The organism is Cellulophaga algicola DSM 14237, assembly GCF_000186265.1.
Classification (GTDB): domain Bacteria; phylum Bacteroidota; class Bacteroidia; order Flavobacteriales; family Flavobacteriaceae; genus Cellulophaga; species Cellulophaga algicola.
Genome location: NC_014934.1, coordinates 2551980 through 2574365, shown reverse-complemented (window position 1 = coordinate 2574365; position 22386 = coordinate 2551980). Strand labels below are relative to the sequence as shown.

Annotated in this window: 20 protein-coding genes; 14 read left to right on the top strand and 6 right to left on the bottom strand. The window is 33.7% G+C overall.

The annotated features are described in order from the left end of the window. The first annotated feature begins 48 nt into the window (after positions 1-48). The 3 genes from apaG (at position 49) to CELAL_RS11205 (ending at position 2922) form a co-directional block, all read left to right on the top strand. A complete protein-coding gene (apaG, locus tag CELAL_RS11215) occupies positions 49-435 on the top strand; it encodes a Co2+/Mg2+ efflux protein ApaG (protein ID WP_041557705.1) in 387 nt (128 codons plus the stop codon). A gap of 71 nt (positions 436-506) precedes the next feature. Then, positions 507-2135, top strand: a complete 1629-nt coding sequence (pruA, locus tag CELAL_RS11210; protein ID WP_013551024.1) for an L-glutamate gamma-semialdehyde dehydrogenase — start codon at positions 507-509, stop codon at positions 2133-2135. A gap of 229 nt (positions 2136-2364) precedes the next feature. Further along, positions 2365-2922, top strand: a complete 558-nt coding sequence (locus CELAL_RS11205) for a DinB family protein (protein WP_013551023.1) — start codon at positions 2365-2367, stop codon at positions 2920-2922. A 405-nt stretch (positions 2923-3327) separates the two neighbouring features. Here the strand turns inward: CELAL_RS11205 and rsmG are convergent, their stop codons facing one another. Further along, positions 3328-3963: a 16S rRNA (guanine(527)-N(7))-methyltransferase RsmG gene (gene rsmG / locus CELAL_RS11200; protein WP_013551021.1), complete on the bottom strand. Its 636-nt coding sequence runs from the start codon at positions 3961-3963 to the stop codon at positions 3328-3330. 116 nt (positions 3964-4079) lie between these two features. Here rsmG and CELAL_RS11195 point away from each other — a divergent pair, with 116 nt between their 5' ends. Further along, the gene (locus CELAL_RS11195) at positions 4080-5180 is read left to right on the top strand and encodes a fatty acid desaturase family protein (protein ID WP_013551020.1); all 1101 of its coding nucleotides are present in this window, start codon (positions 4080-4082) and stop codon (positions 5178-5180) included. A 16-nt stretch (positions 5181-5196) separates the two neighbouring features. Next, a complete protein-coding gene (locus CELAL_RS11190) occupies positions 5197-6387 on the top strand; it encodes a pyridoxal phosphate-dependent aminotransferase (RefSeq protein ID WP_013551019.1) in 1191 nt (396 codons plus the stop codon). 183 nt (positions 6388-6570) lie between these two features. Here the strand turns inward: CELAL_RS11190 and CELAL_RS11185 are convergent, their stop codons facing one another. Continuing rightward, a complete protein-coding gene (locus tag CELAL_RS11185; protein ID WP_013551018.1) occupies positions 6571-8061 on the bottom strand; it encodes a TrkH family potassium uptake protein in 1491 nt (496 codons plus the stop codon). After that, entirely contained in the window at positions 8061-9410 is a 1350-nt protein-coding gene (gene trkA, locus CELAL_RS11180) for a Trk system potassium transporter TrkA (protein ID WP_013551017.1), read from the bottom strand. Before trkA ends, CELAL_RS11185 begins: the two co-directional genes overlap by 1 nt. 267 nt (positions 9411-9677) lie before the next feature. On the opposite strand from trkA, the gene ubiE reads away from it, so the two are divergent. Together ubiE and porT are read left to right on the top strand one after the other, a co-directional pair. Beyond that, positions 9678-10406: a bifunctional demethylmenaquinone methyltransferase/2-methoxy-6-polyprenyl-1,4-benzoquinol methylase UbiE gene (ubiE, locus tag CELAL_RS11175; protein WP_013551016.1), complete on the top strand. Its 729-nt coding sequence runs from the start codon at positions 9678-9680 to the stop codon at positions 10404-10406. Between the two features lie 3 nt (positions 10407-10409). Continuing rightward, the gene (porT, locus tag CELAL_RS11170) at positions 10410-11108 is read left to right on the top strand and encodes a type IX secretion/gliding motility protein PorT/SprT (protein WP_013551015.1); all 699 of its coding nucleotides are present in this window, start codon (positions 10410-10412) and stop codon (positions 11106-11108) included. An 8-nt stretch (positions 11109-11116) separates the two neighbouring features. Here the strand turns inward: porT and CELAL_RS11165 are convergent, their stop codons facing one another. After that, a complete protein-coding gene (locus CELAL_RS11165) occupies positions 11117-11839 on the bottom strand; it encodes a TrmH family RNA methyltransferase (RefSeq protein ID WP_013551014.1) in 723 nt (240 codons plus the stop codon). A 15-nt stretch (positions 11840-11854) separates the two neighbouring features. Here CELAL_RS11165 and tamL point away from each other — a divergent pair, with 15 nt between their 5' ends. The 5 genes from tamL to CELAL_RS11140 all read left to right on the top strand — a co-directional run bounded on the left by tamL (position 11855) and on the right by CELAL_RS11140 (position 19502). Continuing rightward, on the top strand, positions 11855-14458 hold the full coding sequence (tamL, locus tag CELAL_RS11160) for a translocation and assembly module lipoprotein TamL (protein WP_013551013.1): 2604 nt from the start codon (positions 11855-11857) through the stop codon (positions 14456-14458). A gap of 144 nt (positions 14459-14602) precedes the next feature. Continuing rightward, positions 14603-15670: a class II fructose-bisphosphate aldolase gene (gene fbaA, locus CELAL_RS11155; protein ID WP_013551012.1), complete on the top strand. Its 1068-nt coding sequence runs from the start codon at positions 14603-14605 to the stop codon at positions 15668-15670. 52 nt (positions 15671-15722) lie between these two features. Next, positions 15723-16601, top strand: a complete 879-nt coding sequence (accD, locus tag CELAL_RS11150) for an acetyl-CoA carboxylase, carboxyltransferase subunit beta (RefSeq protein WP_013551011.1) — start codon at positions 15723-15725, stop codon at positions 16599-16601. 157 nt (positions 16602-16758) lie between these two features. Next, a complete protein-coding gene (gene rpsO, locus CELAL_RS11145; RefSeq protein ID WP_013551010.1) occupies positions 16759-17028 on the top strand; it encodes a 30S ribosomal protein S15 in 270 nt (89 codons plus the stop codon). A gap of 230 nt (positions 17029-17258) precedes the next feature. Continuing rightward, positions 17259-19502, top strand: a complete 2244-nt coding sequence (locus CELAL_RS11140) for a polyribonucleotide nucleotidyltransferase (protein ID WP_013551009.1) — start codon at positions 17259-17261, stop codon at positions 19500-19502. A gap of 72 nt (positions 19503-19574) precedes the next feature. On the opposite strand, the gene CELAL_RS11135 is transcribed toward CELAL_RS11140, so the two are convergent. Further along, complete coding sequence (locus tag CELAL_RS11135) at positions 19575-19823, bottom strand: LA_2272 family surface repeat-containing protein (RefSeq protein ID WP_041557704.1); 249 nt, start codon at positions 19821-19823, stop codon at positions 19575-19577. A 228-nt stretch (positions 19824-20051) separates the two neighbouring features. On the opposite strand from CELAL_RS11135, the gene CELAL_RS11130 reads away from it, so the two are divergent. Beyond that, positions 20052-20945: an IS1595-like element ISCal1 family transposase gene (locus tag CELAL_RS11130; RefSeq protein ID WP_013548995.1), complete on the top strand. Its 894-nt coding sequence runs from the start codon at positions 20052-20054 to the stop codon at positions 20943-20945. 10 nt (positions 20946-20955) lie between these two features. Here CELAL_RS11130 and CELAL_RS11125 read toward each other — a convergent pair whose 3' ends face one another. Beyond that, entirely contained in the window at positions 20956-21243 is a 288-nt protein-coding gene (locus tag CELAL_RS11125; RefSeq protein WP_013551008.1) for a hypothetical protein, read from the bottom strand. Between the two features lie 102 nt (positions 21244-21345). On the opposite strand from CELAL_RS11125, the gene CELAL_RS11120 reads away from it, so the two are divergent. Continuing rightward, the gene (locus CELAL_RS11120; protein WP_013551007.1) at positions 21346-22314 is read left to right on the top strand and encodes a hypothetical protein; all 969 of its coding nucleotides are present in this window, start codon (positions 21346-21348) and stop codon (positions 22312-22314) included. Positions 22315-22386 lie beyond the last annotated feature (72 nt).

The following is a 22386-nucleotide window of genomic DNA, read 5'->3' as shown; positions in this document are numbered from 1 at the left end:
ACTAAGTAAACCAGTAATCCTATTCGTAAAATTTAGCATTTGAAAGCAATGACAACTCAGATAACAAAAGGGATAAAAATTTCTGTAAGCACCAGTTTTGAAGGTACGTTTTTTAAAAATTATAAAACGCACTACGCCTTTGGATATACTATTACTATAGAAAACCAAAGCAAGGACTCTGTACAACTTACCTCCCGTCATTGGAAAATATACGACTCCCTCAATGAATTAGAGGTATTAGATGGTGAAGGCGTAATAGGAAAGAAACCTGTTATCCTTCCAGGAGAATCTCACACCTATAGTTCTGGATGTCTACTAACCTCTACCATTGGTGCAATGAAAGGTCATTATAATATGGTCAATTTCACAACCAATGAAAAGTTTAGAGTATACATTCCCACTTTTAAATTCAGTACTCCGTTTACATTGAACTAATCTTTTTTACTTTTTATAGCTATTTACTTTTAGTACCTTTACCAAGACTTTTTAATTTAAAATAAAATAAAATGGGTAAAGGATTTTTTAAAGTTCCGACAGCTATAAACGAACCTATCAAAGAATACGTACCAGGATCTCCTGAGCGTGAAGAAGTACTGAAACAATATAAAACTTATTTTAACGGTACCGTTGACGTTCCACTATATATTGGTAGCGAAGAAATAAAAACAGGTAACACAAGAACGATGTCTCCTCCGCACGACCATAAACATGTCGTAGGAACTTACCATTTAGCAGAAAAAAAACACGTTACACAAGCCATAGATAATACTTTAGCGTCTAGAACTGCTTGGGCTAATCTTCCTTGGGAACAACGAGCAGCTATATTTTTAAAAGCGGCAGAATTACTTGCAGGACCTTATAGAGCTAAGATTAACGCAGCCACAATGATTGCACAATCTAAGACTATACATCAAGCTGAAATTGATGCAGCTTGTGAGTTCATTGATTTTTTACGTTTCAATGTACAATACATGACTGAAATTTACCAAGAGCAACCAGCATCTGCTCCAGGCATTTGGAACCGTGTAGAATTTAGACCATTAGAAGGGTTCATATATGCGATTACTCCATTTAACTTTACAGCCATTGCTGGGAATTTACCAGCAAGTGCCGCAATGATGGGTAATGTTGTTGTATGGAAACCAAGTGATAGCCAAATATTCTCTGCTAAAGTTATTGTAGATGTTTTCAAAGAAGCAGGCTTACCTGATGGCGTAATTAACGTTATTTATGGTGATCCAGTAATGATTACTGAAACAGTTTTAGCGAGTCCAGATTTCGCAGGAATTCACTTTACAGGTTCTACACATGTATTCAAAGAGTTATGGAAGCAGATTGGAACTAATATTCACACCTACAAAACATATCCAAAAATTGTTGGAGAAACAGGAGGTAAAGATTTTATCTTAGCTCACAAAACAGCAAATCCTAGTCAAGTTTCTACTGCAATTGTAAGAGGATCTTTTGAGTTTCAAGGACAGAAATGTAGTGCCGCTTCTAGAGTGTATTTACCAAAATCTATCGCTAGTGAAGTATTAGAAAACGTAAAAGCTGATTTAAAAACAATCAACAAACCAGGTTCTCCAGAAGACATGTCTAACTATGTTACCGCTGTTATTCATGAAGCTTCTTTTGATAAATTAGCGAAGTATATTGACCAAGCTAAGAAAGATGATAATGCCGAAGTTATTGCGGGTGGTAATTACGACAAATCTAAAGGTTATTTCATAGAACCTACAGTTATCCTAACTACTGATCCAAAATACACCACTATGGAAACGGAATTATTCGGACCTGTGGTTACTATTTATGTATATGAAGACGAAAACTGGGCTGAAACTTTAAAACTAGTAGATAGCACTTCTGAATACGCATTAACTGGAGCCGTTTTAGCTAGAGACCGTTATGTAATTGAAGAAGCAACTAAAGCATTACAAAATTGCGCAGGTAACTTCTATATCAACGACAAACCAACAGGCGCAGTTGTTGGACAACAGCCATTTGGTGGAGCAAGAGCTTCTGGGACTAACGACAAAGCTGGATCAGCACAAAACTTATTACGCTGGGTATCTCCTAGATTAATTAAGGAAACTTTTGTAACTCCAGTAGATTATAGATATCCTTTTTTAGGATAATAACGTTCCATAACAAATAATACAATCCCGAAAATAAATACTTTTCGGGATTTTTTTTGTAAAAAATCCTCGCTAGTAGAATCTCTCCAAATTAAAGCCAAAAGAAAAAGGATTTAATATCGTTAGCTCCACAAGACAGAGCGACTAAAACACGGAGTCAACTTTAAATAAAAAAAACATTATTTTTACAATTAATATTCTAAATACCAACACTTTAAACACTAAAAATATGAAACTAAAATTAGCATCTCTCATCAGTATTTTTTTCTTAATGACATTCTCTCATGCTCAGGAAGTTTTAAAAGTCCAAAAAACAGATAACCCAAATGAAAATTTAGCACAAATAACAATTCATGATGTTTTAATTGGCAATCAAAAACAAATTATTCAATTAGCGGAAGCTTTTTCTGAGGATCAATATGACTGGAGACCTATAGACGGAGTAAATTCTGTTCGTGAAGCTTTATTGCATGTAGCTGGCGGAAACTATTTTTTAGCATCAAAAATGGGCTTTGCTCCACCTGAAAACGTAGATGTTATGGGCTTATCTAAAATTACAGGAAAAGAAAATATCATTACCGCATTAAAAGCTTCTAATGAGTTTGTCTTGAAATCTATATTGTTGGTAGAAGATGATAAGCTTACTGAAGAAGTGGATTTTGAGTTCGCTAAAATGAGTACGCTAGCAGGACTTCTCGCTATAATGGAACATAATGGTGAGCACAAAGGTCAGTTAATTGCTTATGCTAGATCTAACAACGTAACTCCGCCTTGGAGCTTAAATTAAGCGTTTTATCTCTTTATATAATTAGTCGCTACTCTAAAACGTTAGCGACTTTTTTTATACCAAAACTTAAGCTTTTTAATTAAATAACACTCCAACAAGTATAAAAAATTAAAAATCAGCCAAAAAAATAACACTCAAACATACTATTAATGTAAATTTAACGTTAATTAATTGTAAACAAAAGGCATAAGAAGTAACTTTGCCTTTATTAAAACGGCGGATCATGAAAGAAAGAACTTCAAAAACTCAGGAAAAAACACAAACATTTAGCATTCAAAGTATGACATCATATGTCAAAAATTATGCTAAAACTTGCAGACAATCTTATTTAAGTTTATTGAGTATTTAAAATTGAAATTTCAATTTTAGCTAAAAAAGGTCGATTCATGAATCGACCTTTTTTAGTTAACCTCTATATTTTAAGGGCAGATATACTATTTTTTTAGTTTCAAAGAATTCGTAATCAAAATAATCTGACACATTAAAAAGTTCTACGGTTCTATAGCCTTGAAGCTCTTCTGATAAATCCCCCCCTTTTAGATATAAGATTCCGTTTTTTCGTTCATGAAGAGACTCTTTCTTTATGATCCCCTTAGTCCAATGTACAAAGGTTGGCATAGCGGCAACTGCTCTACTCACAATAAAATCAAACTTACCTTTAACAGTCTCTACGCGATCATTTATAGTCGTAACATTTTTTAAACCTAAACCAGCTACAACTCCATCTACAACTTTTATTTTTTTACCAATAGCATCTACTAAAGTAAAATGTGTTTCAGGAAACAATATAGCCAAAGGCACTCCAGGAAACCCACCTCCAGTACCCACATCAATTACAGATGACCCTGGTAAAAATTGATGCACTTTAGCAATTGCTAAAGAATGTAATACATGTCTTAAATACAATTCATCAATATCTTTCCTAGACACCACATTAATCTTCATATTCCAATCCTTATACAAATCGGCCAAAAGTGTAAACTGTCTTTTTTGCTCCTCAGTTAAATCAGGAAAATGAAGAAACAACATACTAACATCCATAAACAAAGTAATTTTAATGCAAAAATAACACTTTAAAAATCATAAATATTTCCTTTTTAAATAGGTATTTTGAATTACTAAAAACGAATTAACTTATCTTTGTTAAAAACAATATCATGAATACAGAAACCGTTCGATTTTCCAGAAAGGATTCTACCCAATTCTTTAAAACTTTAAACAAAAGGGTAAACGATTACTTTAAAGAGAATAAAATAAAAAAAACAGGGGACTGGAGATTACACTTAAAAACAGCTGTAATGTTTGCTTTATTTTTAGCACCATACTTCCTTATACTAACCTTAAATTTACCTAACTGGGCTAATTTGCTACTCACTATACTTATTGGCATAGGAATGGCAGGAGTTGGCATGAATGTAATGCATGATGGTAATCACGGCTCTTATTCCAACAAAAAATGGGTGAATAAAATAATGGGCGGCAGTATCTATATTCTTGCTGGAAACGTTTTTAACTGGCAAGTACAACATAATGTATTACACCACACCTACACCAATATTCATGAACATGATGAAGATTTAGAAGCTGGGAGAATTCTTAGATTCTCAAAGCATGCGGAATGGAGAAAACACCATAAATTTCAACATTTCTATTCTGTATTTCTATATGGCTTACTAACATTTAATTGGGCAATAACTACAGATTTTCAACAAATGTATCGCTATACAAAACGTAAGTTATCTTATGGCGAATTACCAAATCCGTTTGTAAACTGGAGTAAATTAGTGATTACAAAAATTATTTATCTTACTATTTGGATTGTTTTACCAATGCTTATTTTGAGCATTGCTTGGTGGAAAATTCTAATAGGTTTCTTTATCATGCATTATGTAGCAGGAGTAATCTTAAGTGTTACTTTTCAATTAGCGCATGTTGTGGATCAAGCAGAAACACCTTTGCCAGACGAAAATGGTAATATGAAAAATACATGGGCTATACACCAGTTGTTTACCACAGTAAATTTTGGTACTAAAAACAAGATAGTAAATTGGTTCACTGGAGGATTAAACCACCAAGTAGAACATCATATTTTTCCTAACATCAGCCATGTTCATTACACAAAAATTGCTAAAATTGTGAAAGAGACCGCAAAAGAGTTTAATTTACCATACAACGAATACAAGACAACAAGAAAAGCTATAATTTCGCATTTTAGTCATTTAAAAGAACTAGGCAAAAAGCCTGCTGTACAGTATTAGAAAACTATATAATATAATGAGCAACCAATTATCTGAAAGAGTTAACAATTTAGCGATATCAGCCACTTTAGAAATGGCTGCAAAAGCAAGAGAACTTAAAGCCGCAGGGAAAGACATTATTGGCCTTAGTTTAGGCGAACCAGACTTTAACACCCCTGATTACATTAAAGAAGCTGCGATACAGGCTGTAAACGACAATTACAACTCATACTCTCCAGTAGATGGATATGTAGACCTGAAAGAGGCTATTATAACAAAGTTTAAAAGAGATAACAAGCTTACTTACACCTTACCACAAATTGTAGTTTCTACAGGTGCAAAACAATCGCTATACAACGTAGCACAGGCTTGTTTAAACAAAGGTGATGAAGTTATTTTACCTTGTCCTTACTGGGTAAGCTATAGTGACATCGTAAAATTAGCAGAAGGTGTTCCTGTGGAAGTGGAAACTTCAATGGACACTAATTTTAAAATGACTCCTGAGCAATTAGAGGCAGCGATTACACCAAAAACTAAAATGTTATGGTACAGTTCTCCGTGTAATCCAACAGGATCTATATACAGCAAAGCAGAACTAAGAGCACTAGCAGATGTTTTACAAAAACACCCTCAAATAGTAGTTGTTAGTGATGAAATTTACGAACACATAAACTATGGCGTAACTGCACATGCTTCTATGGCAGAGTTCCCAGACATGTTTGACCGTACAGTAACTGTAAACGGTGTAGCAAAAGCATTTGCTATGACAGGATGGAGAATAGGATACATTGGAGCTCCAGCATATATAGCTAGAGCATGCAATAAACTTCAAGGTCAAGTAACTAGTGGCGCTAATTGTATTGCACAGCGCGCTGTTATTACAGCATTATTAGAACCTGTTAGCCGCATTCAATACATGGTAGATAAGTTTAAAGAACGCAGGAAATTAATTTTAGGTTTATTACAAGATATTCCTGGATTTAAAAGTAACGAGCCAGAAGGTGCTTTTTATGTTTTTCCTGATGTATCTGCTTATTTTGGAAAAACATTAAATGGAATAAAAATTAACAATTCGTCTGACCTATCTATGTATTTATTAGAAACTGCAAATGTAGCAACTGTTGCAGGAGACTCCTTCGGAAACAATAATTGCATTCGTATTTCATACGCTGCAAGTGAAGCACAAATTACAGAAGCAATGGCTAGAATTAAAAAAGCTGTTTCTTAATAATACCCTTTATTTAAAACTAAAGCGCCTCAATATATTATTGAGGCGCTTTTTTTATGTTCTTTTATTAAAGATGACACTACAACTATCTCATACCAAAAGTACTTACCCAAACTACATCTACAAAACTATTCAAGAATAAGCCTTGTTGGCACTATAACGTTAAAAAAAACTCTTTAAGTATTATATTTTCTTCCAGAAATATGGAGTAAACAGGATTAAAACAGTAAAAAGCTCTAATCTTCCTAAAAGCATTAAAAACCCGCACCACCATTTTCCTAGAGCAGGCAAGCCATTAAAATTGCTTAATGGATTTAAACTACCTAAACCTGGACCTACATTGCCCAAGGAAGAAGCCGCACCACCAATTGCTGATTCAAAATCTAATCCCAAGGCACCTAATACTAATGATCCTATGATAAACATGAGCATATAAAGCACAAAAAATGCAATAATATTATATACAATATGCTCCCGTACAGTCTTATTATTATAGCGCACAGGAATCACTGCATTACTATGTAATGTTCGTTTAAACTCTAGCAATCCATTTTTTATAATCAATAAATGACGCATTACTTTTATACCACCAGACGTAGAGCCCGCACACCCACCAAGAAAGAATAATCCAAAATAAAAGATAGTTAAAAAGTGCGTCCAATTTGTAAAATCTGCAGTAACAAATCCAGTAGTTGTAATAACAGATAATACCTGAAACAACGAATGCCTAAAAGCACTTTCTGCTTCTCCCCAAATCATTGGATGGTATTCTGAAACAGCTACATTAGCTTTAAAATAAACCACCAGTGCAGAAACAATAGTAAACCCAACTACAAATATGGTATAGAATTTAAATTCTTCATCAAATAGAATTTTTTGCACTTTTCCTTTGAAGGCATAATAACTTAATACGAAATTACTCCCTGCAAGGAACATAAATAATATAATGATGTATTGAATTAACGGTTGATCATTCCAGTACGCTGTGCTCAGATTTTTAGTAGAAAAGCCACCTGTAGATAAGGTTGCCAAAGAATGATTTATAGCATCAAAAAAAGACATTCCTGCTAATTTTAATAGAATTGTTTCTGCTACCGTATATCCAAAATAGATTAACCACAGTCTTTTAGCCGTGTCTGTTATTCGAGGGTGCAACTTATCACTACTAGGTCCTGGGGCTTCTGCAGCAAACAATTGCATTCCCCCTATCCCTAAGAGAGGCAGGATAGCAATAGCTAAAACTATTATCCCCATACCACCAATCCAATGCGTTAAACTCCTCCAAAAAAGAATTCCCTCTGGCAAAGCTTCAATATCATCAAGAATAGAAGCTCCCGTAGTCGTATACCCAGAAATAGTTTCAAAAAAAGCGTTTGTAAAATCTGGTATAGCACCAGAAAACAAATAAGGTAATACCCCAGAAAGTGACATAACCAACCAACCTCCTGTTACAATAATATACCCTTCTTTCTTTTTAACTTCTTTTTTATGACCTCGAGTTAAGAACATAGATAAGGTTCCTATAATCATAGTAACAATAGCCGCCAATGTAATATCTAAAGTAGCTCCATCATTATAAATACCGCTAAAAATCGCAGCTATAATCATAAAACCTCCATTACATAGCAATAGAAGCCCCATTAGATGAAAAATAATTCTGTAGTTAAGACTCATTAAAGAAACATTTTTTCAATTTTTGGAATAGAACTTGGCAGACAACATACAACAACCCTATCCCCCTGTTTAATTTTAAAATCTCCTAAAGCAATAATACCTTCGCCATTTTTAATAACGCCACCAATGGTAGCCTCTCTAGGAAAGTCTAATTCTTTAATGATTTTTCCGTTAACGGCAGATCCCGGCTTAACAATAAACTCTAATATTTCTGCATTTAAATTATTCAAACGTGTTAAAGCAACAACTTCACCTTTTCTAATATGTCTAAATATATTATTTGCTGCTAGTAATTTTTTATTAATAAGGGTATCTATTCCAATAGAGTGTGACAATTGAAAATAATCCATATTCTCAACCAAAGCAATCGTCTTTTTTATATTTTTTGATTTTGCCACCAAGCAAGACATAATATTAGTCTCAGAATTTCCTGTTACCGCAATGAAAGCATCCATAGATTCTAGACTTTCTTCCTCTAGCAACTCTACATTACGGCCATCGCCATTAATTATTAATGCATCTGGTAATTCATCCGCAAGATCAAAAGCTTTCTCTTTATTTTTTTCAATAAGTTTTACATTGAATTTTTTACCACAGAGATCTCTAGCTGTTTTATACCCAACCTTACTCCCACCAAGAATCATTACATTTTTAATGTCGCGTTTTACCATACCCGTAAGCTTATAAAGCTCATCCACACCATCTTTACAGGTTATAAAATATACTTGATCGCCTTCCTTAAAAACTGTGTCTCCCCTTGGTATAAGGGTGTATTGCGTGCCTGTTCGCTGTAATGCTATAGGCATAAAATGAAGTTCTGGAAATATCTGAGCCGCATCTTTTACAGATTTACCTACAAAAGGAGCTGCTTTTGGCAACGAAACACCCACCATAATTAAGGCTCCATTCTCAAACTCGTATGTATCGTTAAAAGCAGATTTATTCAGTAATAACTGTATCTCTTGTGCTGCAAGTTCTTCTGGAGAGATTAATTCATCTATTCCTAGTTTCTTAAAATCGACAACGTCTTTAAATTTTTTAAACTCTGTATTTGAAATTCTAGCAATAGTACGTTTACAACCCATTTGCTTAGCCATTAAACATAGGGTAATATTTGTAGTTTCTGATGACGTTACCCCAATAACTAGGTCTGATTTACCTACTTGCGCATCCTGTAATACAGAAATAGAAGTAGCATCGCCTTTCAGAACACGAATATCTAAATGCGTATCCGCATAAGACAAACTCTCTTTTACAGAATCTATTAGGGTGATATCTTGAGATTCATAAGATAATAATTTTGCCAAATGAAATCCTACTTCACCAGCCCCTGCAATAATAATTTTCATGAATTAAAAAAATTGTTTTCCATTAATTCAACCTAAATCACACCTGCGACTAGGTTTGTTTCTATTGGAATATACCGCAAAGGCACTATTGCTCTTACGGATCATGCTTTGAAAAGTTTGCAAAATTTTGAGCTGCAAAATTACATAATTTAATTTTGCCGCACTTAAAATCTAGTAAGTAAAAAACTGAATAACACCAAGTTTATTGTATAATTAAGCTATGATAAAGCAAAATCGAAATTGTATATTTGCAATAAAATTGCAGCCATGAGTAAAAAAGTTACTCCTTACAAAGATTCTGATCTAGGTAAAAAAGAACAAGTCACCCAAATGTTCGACACTATTTCCACTAATTACGATGGTTTAAATAGAGTAATCTCCTTTGGAATAGACATAAAATGGCGAAAAAGAGTTGTTGCCATTCTTAAAAAGAAGAATCCAACCTCCATATTAGATATTGCCACAGGAACAGGAGATTTAGCTATAAATCTTATTGAAACCGGCGCTAGTAAAATAGTAGGTTTAGACATTTCTCCTGGAATGCTAGCTGTTGGTAAAAAAAAGGTAACACAGAAACAGTTAGACAAAACTATTGAAATGATTGTTGGCGATAGTGAGAACCTCCCTTTTGATGAAAACACTTTTGATGCTGTAACGGTTGCTTTTGGGGTAAGAAATTTTGAAAACTTAGAACTAGGTCTTTCAGAAATCTATAGAGTATTAAAAAAAGGAGGCACTTTAGCTATTCTTGAAACATCTGTACCCACAAAAACTCCCTTTAAACAAGGGTATAAATTTTACACAAAGCAGATTATGCCTAAGATTGGAAAATTGTTCTCTAAAGACAATTCTGCCTATGAATATTTATCAGAATCTGCAGCAGTTTTCCCTTATGGTAAGAAGTTCAACAATATTTTACAGAAAATTGGGTTTATAGATATAGAGGACAAACCCCAAACACTTGGGGTCGCATCTATATATGTAGCTACAAAGTAAGGTATGAAAAACATTTTTTTTCTGTTTTTAGGTCTATTTATATGCCTAAACACACAAGCTCAGTTTAATGAAAGACCTATTCTCAATCTTCAAAACGAAGACGAAGCACCATTAAATTGGGGTTATTTTTTAGGGTTCAATTCATTCGATTTTAAGTTTGATTACGTTGACGTTCCTAGAGATGGAGATCATTTAGTATCTACAAGTACAGGATTTAATGTAGGTCTGATCAGTGAATTACGACTGAATCAGTTTTTTGACCTTAGATTTGAACCTGGTTTATTTTACACCCAAAGAACAATTGGCTTTAGAGGGTTCACCACAGAAAATGAGGCGATAAGAGATGTAAAGTCTACTTATATTAATTTTCCGCTTTTATTAAAAGCGAGTACAAAAAGAATAGGAAACTGGAAACCCTATATTGTTGGCGGTCTTTCGTACTCTTTAAATTTAGGAAGTAATGAAGATAGTTTAGACGACAACAGTAGTGGAACATTTAGAATGACGAAAAACAATTACAATTGGGAAGTTGGTTTTGGGATAGATTTCTATACTGAGTACTTTAAATTCTCTCCTTCTATCAGAGGCGTTTTCGCCATAAATAATGAGCTGGTACCTGACAACGACCCAGATAGTCCTTGGACAGGAAATCTTTCAGGAATTAGAACAAGAGGTGTTTTTGTGAATTTCACTTTTGAATAAAAAATAAGCTAACCTCTTCTTATTTCATTCAATAAAATAGCAGTAGCAGTCGCTACATTTAAACTTTCTGCAGTTTGAGCTCCAAATTGCGGTATTGCTATTCTTTTTTGAACCAACTTCTCAACCTCAGCCGAAACACCATTGGCCTCATTTCCCATTACAAGAATACCTTTAACAGGCATTTGTGATGTATACACCGTTTCGCCATCCATAAAAGCACCATAGATTGGCAACCCCGTCTCTTCTAAAAAATCTATCAAATTTAAGTACGTCACATTCACTCTTGTAATAGAACCCATAGTGGCTTGTATTACTTTTGGGTTGTAACAATCTACCGTATCAGAACTACACACTAAATCTTTTATTCCAAACCAATCGCACAAACGAATTATCGTGCCTAAATTTCCAGGATCCTGAATCGTATCTACCGCAACGACCCATGCATTATCATGTATCGCTTTCTTTTGAGACATCTTAAAAACCCCTAAATATCCGTTAGGTGTATTAAGCGAACTCATTTTCTTTAGATCTACAGAAGAAATCAACGCTGAAAACGCACTATTTTCCTCAACAAAATGATCATCGGTACTAAATACACTATAGACTTCAAAAGAAGACTTTAAGAGTTCCTGTATTGTTTTCAAACCTTCTACCACAAACAATTGATGCAGATTTCTATTTTTTTTAAGCTGAAGGCTTTTTATAAGTTTTATTTGGCTTTTACCAACCATACAAATAACGTATTTTTGATTTTCTTAGAATCTGAATTGAGTTTGAAAAATAACAGTGTAAAAATAGTCTTATTATTTTTAGGTTTAATCATCGTGTCTTGTAATGCGCTGAAAAGAGTAGAAGATGACGAACTTTTACTGATTAACAACACAATACGAGCTGACGGTGAAAAAATAAAAGACGAAAATATAAAAAGTCTTGTTATTCAAAAACCTAATAGCTCTTTAGCAGGATACCCCTTACGTTTAAACCTCTATAATCTAGCAAAGCAAAACCCCGATTCTTCCTATCAAGCTTGGCTACACAAGAAAGATAAACGAGAAGAAAGGCTCCGTAAACTTATTTCGAAAAAACAATTAGATAGCCTTGGAGAATCTTTCATGGTTAAAGGCTATAGCGAATGGCTTAAAAAAATAGGAGAAGTACCTATCATCATAGACACTGCTAAAACAAGCAAATCTCTAAAAAGAATAAAGGCTTACTATGGCAATAGAGGTTATTTTAACGCCACCGGAAAGTACCTTATAGACAGCATCAAAAGAAAACAAAAAGCAGGAATAACCTATTCTTTAAACTTAGGAAAACCATTTACGGTTGACTCTACTTATAGTGTAATTGCATCACCCGCTTTAGATTATATCTATCAATTGAATAAAACAACATCAGCAGTAAAAAATAAAACCCAATTTGACCTTTCCAATTTTACGCAAGAAAGAGAACGTTTAACCGAATTATTTAGAAACAAGGGAGTCTACAATTTTCAAGAAAGCTCTATTAGTTACAACATTATTACCGACACGCTAGCCGCCAAAGACGATCAAGAAATGATTGTTGAATTAAATATTGACAACTTAAAAACAAGAGGAGACTCTACTAAAACTGCCTACAAGGTTTATAAATTTAGTAAAGTAAATATTTTTGCAGACCACTTATTTGCCAATAATCCCAAAGAATTAGATTCTGTAAATTTCAAAGGTTTTACCATATATTACAAAGACAAATTAAATTACAAGCCCAAAGCACTTACGGATGCTATTTTTATGGAAAAAGATAGTATCTATAGAGATATAAACAGGTTGCGCACCTATCGTCAAATAAATAACTTAAATAATTTTAAGTATCCTAATATTGAAATAATAGCAGACAGCAGCCAGGCTTCTTTAGCAGCTAACATCTACTTAACTGCTCGTGACAAATACTCCCTAAGTTTTGATACTGATGTTAGTAGATCTAACATTCAATTTTTTGGACTATCCTTTACACCTGCACTAAACATTAGAAATATTTTTAGAGGAGCAGAAAACTTAAGTATATCTGCAACTGCTAATATTGGAGCCTCAAGTGACGCTAACGTAACGGATCGCCAGTTTTTTAATGTGCAAGACTTTGGTGGTGATATTGCTTTAAATTTTCCCCGAATTTGGTTTCCTTTTTTTAATACCAAAAAAATTATACCTTATTATATGTTGCCAAAAACCAGAATCTCTATAGGAACTAGTTTTCAGCAAAATATTGGTTTAGACAAACAAACCCTAAATAGCATCTTAGGATATAGCTGGGCTCCCAATACGCAATTAAAACACAATATTGAATTACTAAACATTCAATATGTAAAAAATGTAAATATTGATCGGTACTTTTATGTATATCAAAATTCATTCGCTAGGTTAAACGCTATTGCAGATCAAGATATTTACGAAACAGATGCCAATTTATCGCAAAACTATGAACCTGCAGGAGAGGGCGGAGATTTTAGACTGACCATTCCTCAGGGAACTACTGGTTTCACTAAAGCTATTTTAGACAGCGAAGTAACCTCATCAAGCGATGATTTTGAGGAAGTACGTAGTATCGAAGAAAGACGCCAAAGACTTACACAAAACAACTTAATATTTGCTACTAACTATACCTTTTCAAAAAATAACCAAACTAGTTTAACTGACAATAGTTTTCATCAATTTAAATTTAAAATAGAAGGCGCTGGCAATCTACTATCTCTTGCGGCTACCGCTGTTCCTTTTAATGAAGATGAAGACGGAAATAAATTGGTGTTTAGCGTTCCTTACTCGCAATATTTAAAAACAGAATTTGATTATATTAAGCATTGGGATTTATCAGAATCTAAAGTTTTAGCTTTTAGAAGCTTTATGGGTATCGCCATTCCTTATGGTAATTCTAATAGCATTCCGTTTTCTCGTAGTTATTTTGCAGGTGGATCCTATGACAACCGTGCCTGGAGCCCTTACACGTTAGGACCCGGGAAAACAGATAATTTAAATGATTTTAACGAGGCAAACCTTAAATTAGCCTTTAACCTTGAATACCGTTTCCCAATTGCTGGAAACATAAAAGGAGGGCTTTTTGCAGATGCTGGTAACATTTGGAATGTATTTGACAATGTAGAAAATACAGACGCTACATTTAATGGGTTTAGCTCCTTACAGGACATTGCATTAGGAACAGGTTTTGGAGTACGATATGATTTTACTTACTTTGTATTTAGAGTAGATTTAGGTTTTAAAACCTACAATCCAGCAGAAGAAATATCAAAAAGATGGTTTAGAGATTATAATTTCGCAAACTCTGTGTTACAAATCGGTATTAATTATCCTTTTTAAAATACAGGTATAACAACTAAAACGTTATCGCAAGAAAATAAGAGCCTCAGGTCGCTGTTTGCAGATAAAAAGAAGACACTCTCTTAAATATTTTATTACTTTTGTTATTCATTTTTTCATTTACTAATTCAAGAAATAAAAATTATGGCTCATAATATTAAACCAGGAGTTGCAACTGGAGACCAAGTACAAGAAATTTTCAACTACGCAAAAGAAAAAGGATTTGCTTTACCAGCAGTAAATGTTATTGGTTCTGACACCATTAATGCAGTTCTTGAAACAGCAGCAGAATTAAACGCACCAGTTATCATTCAGTTTTCTAACGGTGGCGCTCAATTTAATGCAGGAAAAAGCTTATCTAATGAAGGTCAGAAAGCAGCTATACAAGGTGCTATCGCAGGAGCTAAACACATTCACCAATTAGCAGAAGCATATGGTGTTAGTGTAATCTTGCATACAGACCACTGTGCTAAGAAATTATTACCTTGGATAGATGGACTTTTAGATGCTAGTGAACAACATTATAAAGAAACTGGAAAATCTCTTTTCAGCTCTCATATGATTGATTTATCTGAAGAGCCTCTTGAAGAAAATATTGCAATCTGTAAAGAGTACCTTACTAGAATGGCAAAAATGGAGATGACTTTAGAGATTGAATTAGGTATTACTGGTGGTGAAGAAGATGGTGTTGATAATTCTGATGTTGACGATTCTAAATTATACACACAACCAGAAGAGGTGGCTTATGCTTATGAAGAACTATCAAAAGTAAGTCCTAGATTTACAATTGCCGCTGCATTTGGTAATGTTCATGGAGTTTACAAGCCAGGTAATGTTAAATTAACTCCGAAAATTTTAAAAAATTCTCAGGAATACATCACTGAAAAATATAACGTAGAACACAACCATATTGATTTTGTTTTTCATGGCGGATCTGGTTCTACAGTAGAAGAAATTAGAGAAGGAATTAGCTACGGAGTTATAAAAATGAATATTGATACTGATTTACAATATGCATTTTTAGAAGGTATTCGTAACTACATCCAAGACAAAAAAGAGTTCTTACAAGGTCAAATAGGAAACCCAAATGGTGCCGATGAGCCTAACAAGAAATTTTACGATCCAAGAGTATGGCTACGTGAAGGTGAAAAAACATTTGTTACACGTTTGAAAAAAGCTTTTGCTGATTTAAACAACGTAGATACGCTGTAATTTACAGCCTAACTAACTCAATAAAATAGCCGTTTAACTAAACATTCAATGTATGTCGTCTTGGTTTAAAAGAAAAGAAAAAGGAATACAAACTGCAACGGAGGAAAAAAAAGACACCCCAAAAGGGTTGTGGTACAAATCGCCTACAGGTAAAATTGTTGAAGCTGATGAATTAGCTAAAAACTTTTATGTAAGTCCAGAAGACGATTACCATGTTCGTATCGGAAGTAAAGAGTATTTCGAAATTTTATTTGATGACAATAAATTTAAAGAGATTGATGCTAAACTAACATCTAAAGATCCTTTAAAATTTGAAGACACTAAAAAATACGCAGACCGCTTAAAAGCTGCACAAGCAAAAACAGGTCTAACTGATGCTGTAAGAACTGCTATAGGCAAATCTTACGGTAAGGATATTGTAGTTTGCTGTATGGATTTTGCTTTTATCGGAGGCTCTATGGGAAGTGTTGTCGGAGAAAAAATTGCGCGTGGTATTGATTATGCAATCAAAAAGAAATTACCATTTGTAATGATTTCAAAGTCTGGTGGCGCACGTATGATGGAAGCTGCTCTTTCATTAATGCAATTAGCTAAAACATCTGCAAAACTAGCACAGTTAGCAGACGCAGGTTTACCGTATATTTCACTATGTACAGACCCAACAACTGGAGGAACTACTGCTTCGTATGCAATGCTTGGCGATATTAATATTTCTGAGCCAGGTGCATTAATAGGTTTTGCAGGACCAAGAGTTGTAAAGGAAGCTACAGGTAAAGAATTACCTGAAGGTTTTCAAACTGCCGAATTTGTAATGGAACATGGTTTCTTAGATTTTATCGTACACAGAAAAAACTTAAAAAAGAAGATTAATCTGTATATTGATTTAATTCAAAATATTCCTGTTCGTAAAGAAGAAATGAAATCGGCTTAAAAATAGGTTAGCTACATGATACTGATCAATTTAGAAAAAGAGGAAGATTTAAAATTTCTCTTTTATAGAATAAGATTATCATAAAATAATTATATCTTTGCAAACTGGTTGAAAAATTCAATCATATACATAAAAATCATTTAAACATAATATTGGAATGTATTTAACTAAAGAAGGAAAAGCTGAGCTTTTCAAAAAACACGGTGGCGAAGAAAAAAACACTGGATCTGCTGAAGGGCAAATTGCATTGTTTACGCACCGTATTGAGCACTTAAGTCAACACTTAAGAACTAACCGTAAAGATTACAACACGGAACGTTCTCTAGTAATGTTAGTAGGTAAAAGAAGAAGCTTATTAGATTATTTAATTAAGAAAGATATTGTAAGATATCGTGAAATAATTAAAGAATTAGGTATTAGAAAATAATTTTCGAAGGGGGAAAGCTTAGCTTCCCCCTTTTTTAATACATTAAATTAGTTTTTGATGTATCTTTACAAGAAGTCCTTAAATAATAATTTAAGGCAGCAGACAAAAAGCTTGCATATAGTTTTTCATTGGTCACACCACTACAACAGCACAACAACTGTCCGTCTTAATTAAAGACAAAAAAGATCAAAGTTTAACTAACTTGTTAAGACAAGTTGCAAATCAATTTTATGATTCCAAAAGTATTTAAAGAGGTTATTGACCTTGGGGACGGTAGAGAAATTTCTATCGAAACTGGAAAATTAGCAAAACAGGCACATGGTTCTGTTGTTGTTCAATCTGGAAACTGTATGTTATTATGTACTGTAGTTTCTAATTACAAACAAAGCGATGTGGACTTTCTTCCACTTACTGTAGACTACAGAGAGAAATTTGCAGCTGCAGGTCGTTACCCTGGTGGTTTCTTCAAAAGAGAAGCAAGACCAAGTGATGGTGAGGTATTAACAATGCGTTTAGTAGACCGTGTTTTACGTCCTTTATTCCCAAAAGATTACCACGCAGAGACACAAGTGATGATTCAGTTAATGTCTCATGATGAAAATGTTATGCCTGAAGCTATGGCTGGTTTAGCTGCTTCTGCTGCAATCCAATTATCAGATTTCCCTTTTGAATGTGCTATCTCTGAAGCTAGAGTTGCTCGTGTAAATGGAGAATTTGTAATTAACCCAACCCGTGCTCAATTAGCAGAATCTGATTTAGAAATGATGATTGGTGCTTCTGCTGATTCTGTAATGATGGTTGAAGGTGAAATGGATGAGATTTCTGAGGAAGTGATGGCAGATGCTATCAAGTTTGCTCATGAAGCTATTAAAGTTCAAATTGCTGCTCAATTACGTTTAGCTGAAGCTTTTGGTAAAAAAGAAACTCGCGAATACGCTACTGCAGAAGTAAACGAAGAACTAGAAAAAAGAATACACGATTTAGCTTACGATAAATGTTATGCTATTGCTAAGAAGGGAACTTCTAAAGCAGAGCGTACGAATGCATTCGCTGAAGTAAAAGAAGAAGTAAAAGCATCTTTTACCGAAGAAGAAATGGCAGAATTTGGTCACCTTGTAGGAGGTTACTATAGAAAAGCTGAAAAAGAAGCAGTTCGTGAATTAACCTTAAGTGAAGGTTTACGTTTAGACGGTCGTAAGACTGACGAAATTAGACCAATCTGGTGTGAGATAGATTACTTACCGTCTACACACGGTTCTGCTATATTTACACGTGGGGAAACTCAAGCTTTAGCAACCGTAACTTTAGGTACTTCTAGAGATGCTAACAAAATAGATATGCCCTCTTTTGAAGGTGAAGAAAATTTCTATTTACATTATAACTTCCCTCCTTTTTGTACTGGTGAAGCTAGACCCCTAAGAGGAACTTCTAGAAGAGAAGTTGGTCATGGTAACTTAGCGCAACGTGGTTTAAAAGGAATGATTCCTAGTGATTGTCCTTATACGGTACGTGTTGTTTCTGAAGTGTTAGAATCTAACGGTTCTTCTTCTATGGCAACGGTTTGTGCTGGTACAATGGCTTTAATGGATGCTGGTGTTAAAATGAAACGTCCTGTTTCTGGTATAGCAATGGGATTAATTTCTGATGGTGATCGTTACGCCGTATTGTCTGATATTTTAGGAGATGAAGATCACTTAGGAGATATGGACTTTAAAGTAACTGGTACTTCTGAAGGGATTACTGCTTGCCAAATGGATATTAAAATTAAAGGCTTATCCTACGAAATTTTAGTGAATGCATTAAAACAAGCTCGTGATGGTCGTTTACATATTTTAGGCAAGATTACAGATACTATTTCTACTCCAGCTGAAGATGTGAAACCACATGCTCCAAAAATGGTTACGAGACGTATTCCTAACGAATTCATTGGTGCTTTAATTGGCCCAGGTGGAAAAGTTATTCAGGAAATGCAAAAAGAAACTGGAACTACTATTGTTATAAACGAAGATCCAGTAACTGAAGAAGGTATTGTTGAAATTTTAGGTGTAGGACAAGAAGGTATTGATGCTGTTTTAGCAAAAATAGATTCTATCTTATTCAAGCCTGAACTTGGTAAATCTTACGAAGTGAAAGTAATAAAAATGTTAGATTTTGGTGCAGTAGTAGAATATGCAGAAGCTCCAGGAAATGAAGTTTTATTACATGTATCTGAACTAGCTTGGGAACGTACAGAAAATGTTTCTGACGTTGTTAATATGGGAGATGTATTTGAAGTGAAGTATTTCGGTGTAGATCCTAAAACTCGTAAAGAGAAAGTATCTCGTAAAGCTTTATTACCAAAACCTGAAGGTTATGTAGCAAGACCACCAAGAGAGAGCAACGATCGTGGTCGTGACAATAGAGGTAGAGATAATCGCGGACGTGACAACCGTCAAGACGATAGAAAACCAAGAGGAGATAAAAAAGAAGATTAATTTTCAATCTTTCTCAAAATAATAAAAGCCCAATAATTAAGTTTATTGGGCTTTTTTAGTTTTAAAAACTAACTAGGTTTTAAATTGCCAATTAATAAACGGCAATGACCGTTTAGAATTCTTATTCCATAAACCTAATTGAAGACCTCTGAAATTAGTAGCAGAATTAAAAATACCAATCTGTAATCCAGTTCCTTTTTCAGAAATAAAATTAGCTGCACTTATTTGTAAGCCATTAAATGAGTTGGTAGAATTTCCGAAGAGAGTTCCTACCATAATTCCATTTCCGTGATATACATCATTACCACCGTAAGCAATCATTAATCCATTGCCACGCTCAATAGTATTTGTTACTCCTGCAACCGCTACCCCATTATGCTTTCTACTGTAATGTAAAAAAAGTGTCGTAGAAATTCCATTAACATCTATCTCCTCAAAAGAGCCAGTTGCAATATTAAGTCCGTTAATCTGCTGAGAAGCATTCCCTTTTAAAGTTTTAGAGGTCAGTAGCTAACTTCGTATCTTGATACTCAGTAAATATATTAAATTATGGATATTTTCAAGGGTCAAAATCTTCTAGAGTTCTCTGATTGCTTCAAAACGGACAATGATTGCAAAGAATATTTAGCAAATATTAAGTCTAAAACCCCTTTTAAATGTTCTAGATGCAATCATATAGCCTGTCAAACACGTGCTGATTTCTCTAGGCAATGTAATATTTGTAGACATACAGAATCCGCAACAGCAGATACATTATTTCACAAGGTAAAGTTTGGTGTTCGCAAAGCATTTTTTATTTGTTTTGAGATGGCTACAAGCACGAAAAGCTTATCTGCAAGTTATATGGGAGTACGTTACGGAGTAACAGAAAAAACAGCTAGACTTTTTATGCTTAAGGTCAGAGAAGCTATGTCTTCGAGTGGGAATAATCCTATGGACGGAGTTGTTCATGTAGATGAATTTGTTTTAGGGGGCAGAGAAGAAACAAAAGTTGGCAGAAGCTACAATGCTAAGAAAAAGAAGGCGGTTACAGCTGTTCAGCTTACAGAAGATGGAAAGGTAAAAAGAATGTATGCTATGAAAATAGATGATTTTTCAGCACAATCCTTACAATATATTTTTGTCAACCATATCAGCCGAAACGCAAAGATTACTACAGATAAATGGAGAGGCTATAGTCCTATTGCAAAGGCTTACGACATCACACAAATAGAAAGTAATGGAGGGTTAAATTTTAAAGCGCTTCATACAATGATACATCAGGTTAAATCTTGGATAAGAACAACTTATTCTTGGGTTAGTGACAATAATTTAAATAGATATTTCAATGAATTTTGTTTTAGAATAAACAGATCTCAAAGTAAAGCTACAATATTCAATAATCTTATTGTTAAAATGGTCAATAATGATAAAATCAATCAAGCTGAATTAATAAGTAATTAACTACTGACCTCTATAAAGTTTTATAATATTCTTCATTATACGTAGACAAAGGGCTTTTAGGAGCCATAAAGTAAAAGAAAGACAACGGAAAAGCCTCTACCCTTACTCCATAGGTTCTCACCAAAGAAGTATCATTAGTCAAATCTCTTGGCACAAACCCAAATGAAACACCTGCAATATCTACATCAGTATCATGCGTTGTCCATAATGGAGCTCTAAATTTTCTATTTTGCAGCTCATTTTGAGCTTGAACTTGACCACTTACCCAAAAAACAAAAACTATTAGAATATATTTCATAATTTTAAATGTTAGTTACGATCCAAAATTATTGCATATAACACAAATTAAATAGGTATATTCACATAAGTACAATATATTATTTGCGATAATCACAATTTTATGTTTCAAAAAGAACTACTTAATCATGTTCAGGAGATCTTACCTCCGAATGAATCTTTAATAGAAAGTATTGCGACAGCATTAGAAATTAGTTATGATGCCGCCCACAGACGCACTAGTTTAAAAAGTAAATTTTCTTTAGACGAAACAATTATTTTAGCAAAATACTTTAATCTGTCGCTAGATAGATTATTTGGTAGTGGTACATCAAATTTTGTAGTCGTAGAAAAAACAAATGGAATTAATAAAGAAGAAGAATTACAACAGTACTTTGAAGATTCTTATACTTCCTTAATCCCCCTGTTAAAGAAAAAAGATTGTAGAATCTTATATTCTGCGAAAGATATTCCTATTTTTTATAACCTTTCTAATGATGAATTAAGCCACTTCAAACTATTTGTTTGGTTAAAGCTTTTAGACAAAACATTTAACAATAAAGCATTTGAAGAATTTAGCCCAACGCTTTCATTAATACAAGCCGGCACTAAATTAGGCAGTTTGTACAACGACTTAAATATTACAGAAATATGGGACATTACAACCATAAACAGTACTTTAAAACAAATACATTATTATCACAAAGCGGGTATTATAACTACAGAAAGTGGCTTAATTTTATGCGAACAACTTAAAAAATTAATTCAAAAAATTGCAGAAAAAATTAATTCTACGACTACTAATTTCATGTTCTATTACAATGAACTTCATTTAATGAATAACACTATTTTAGTAACTGCTCCTAACTTAAAATCACTCTACGTACCATTTACACTACTCTCTTATTATAAGACAAATGACAGACATACTTGTGATCAAGCAGAAGCATTTATGATGCGACAGCTACAAATGTCAAAACTATTAAACAGTACAGGAGAAAAGGAACGGAACATTTTTTTTAATAAACTTTACGAAAAAATTGATGCTTTAAAAAACTTAATAAAGGCCACTCAACTCTTGGATTTTGAATAATACAACCTCAAAACAGGTATTTTATCCAAAAAAATCAAAATAATCCATCATGTTTGTAACATTTTTTATTTT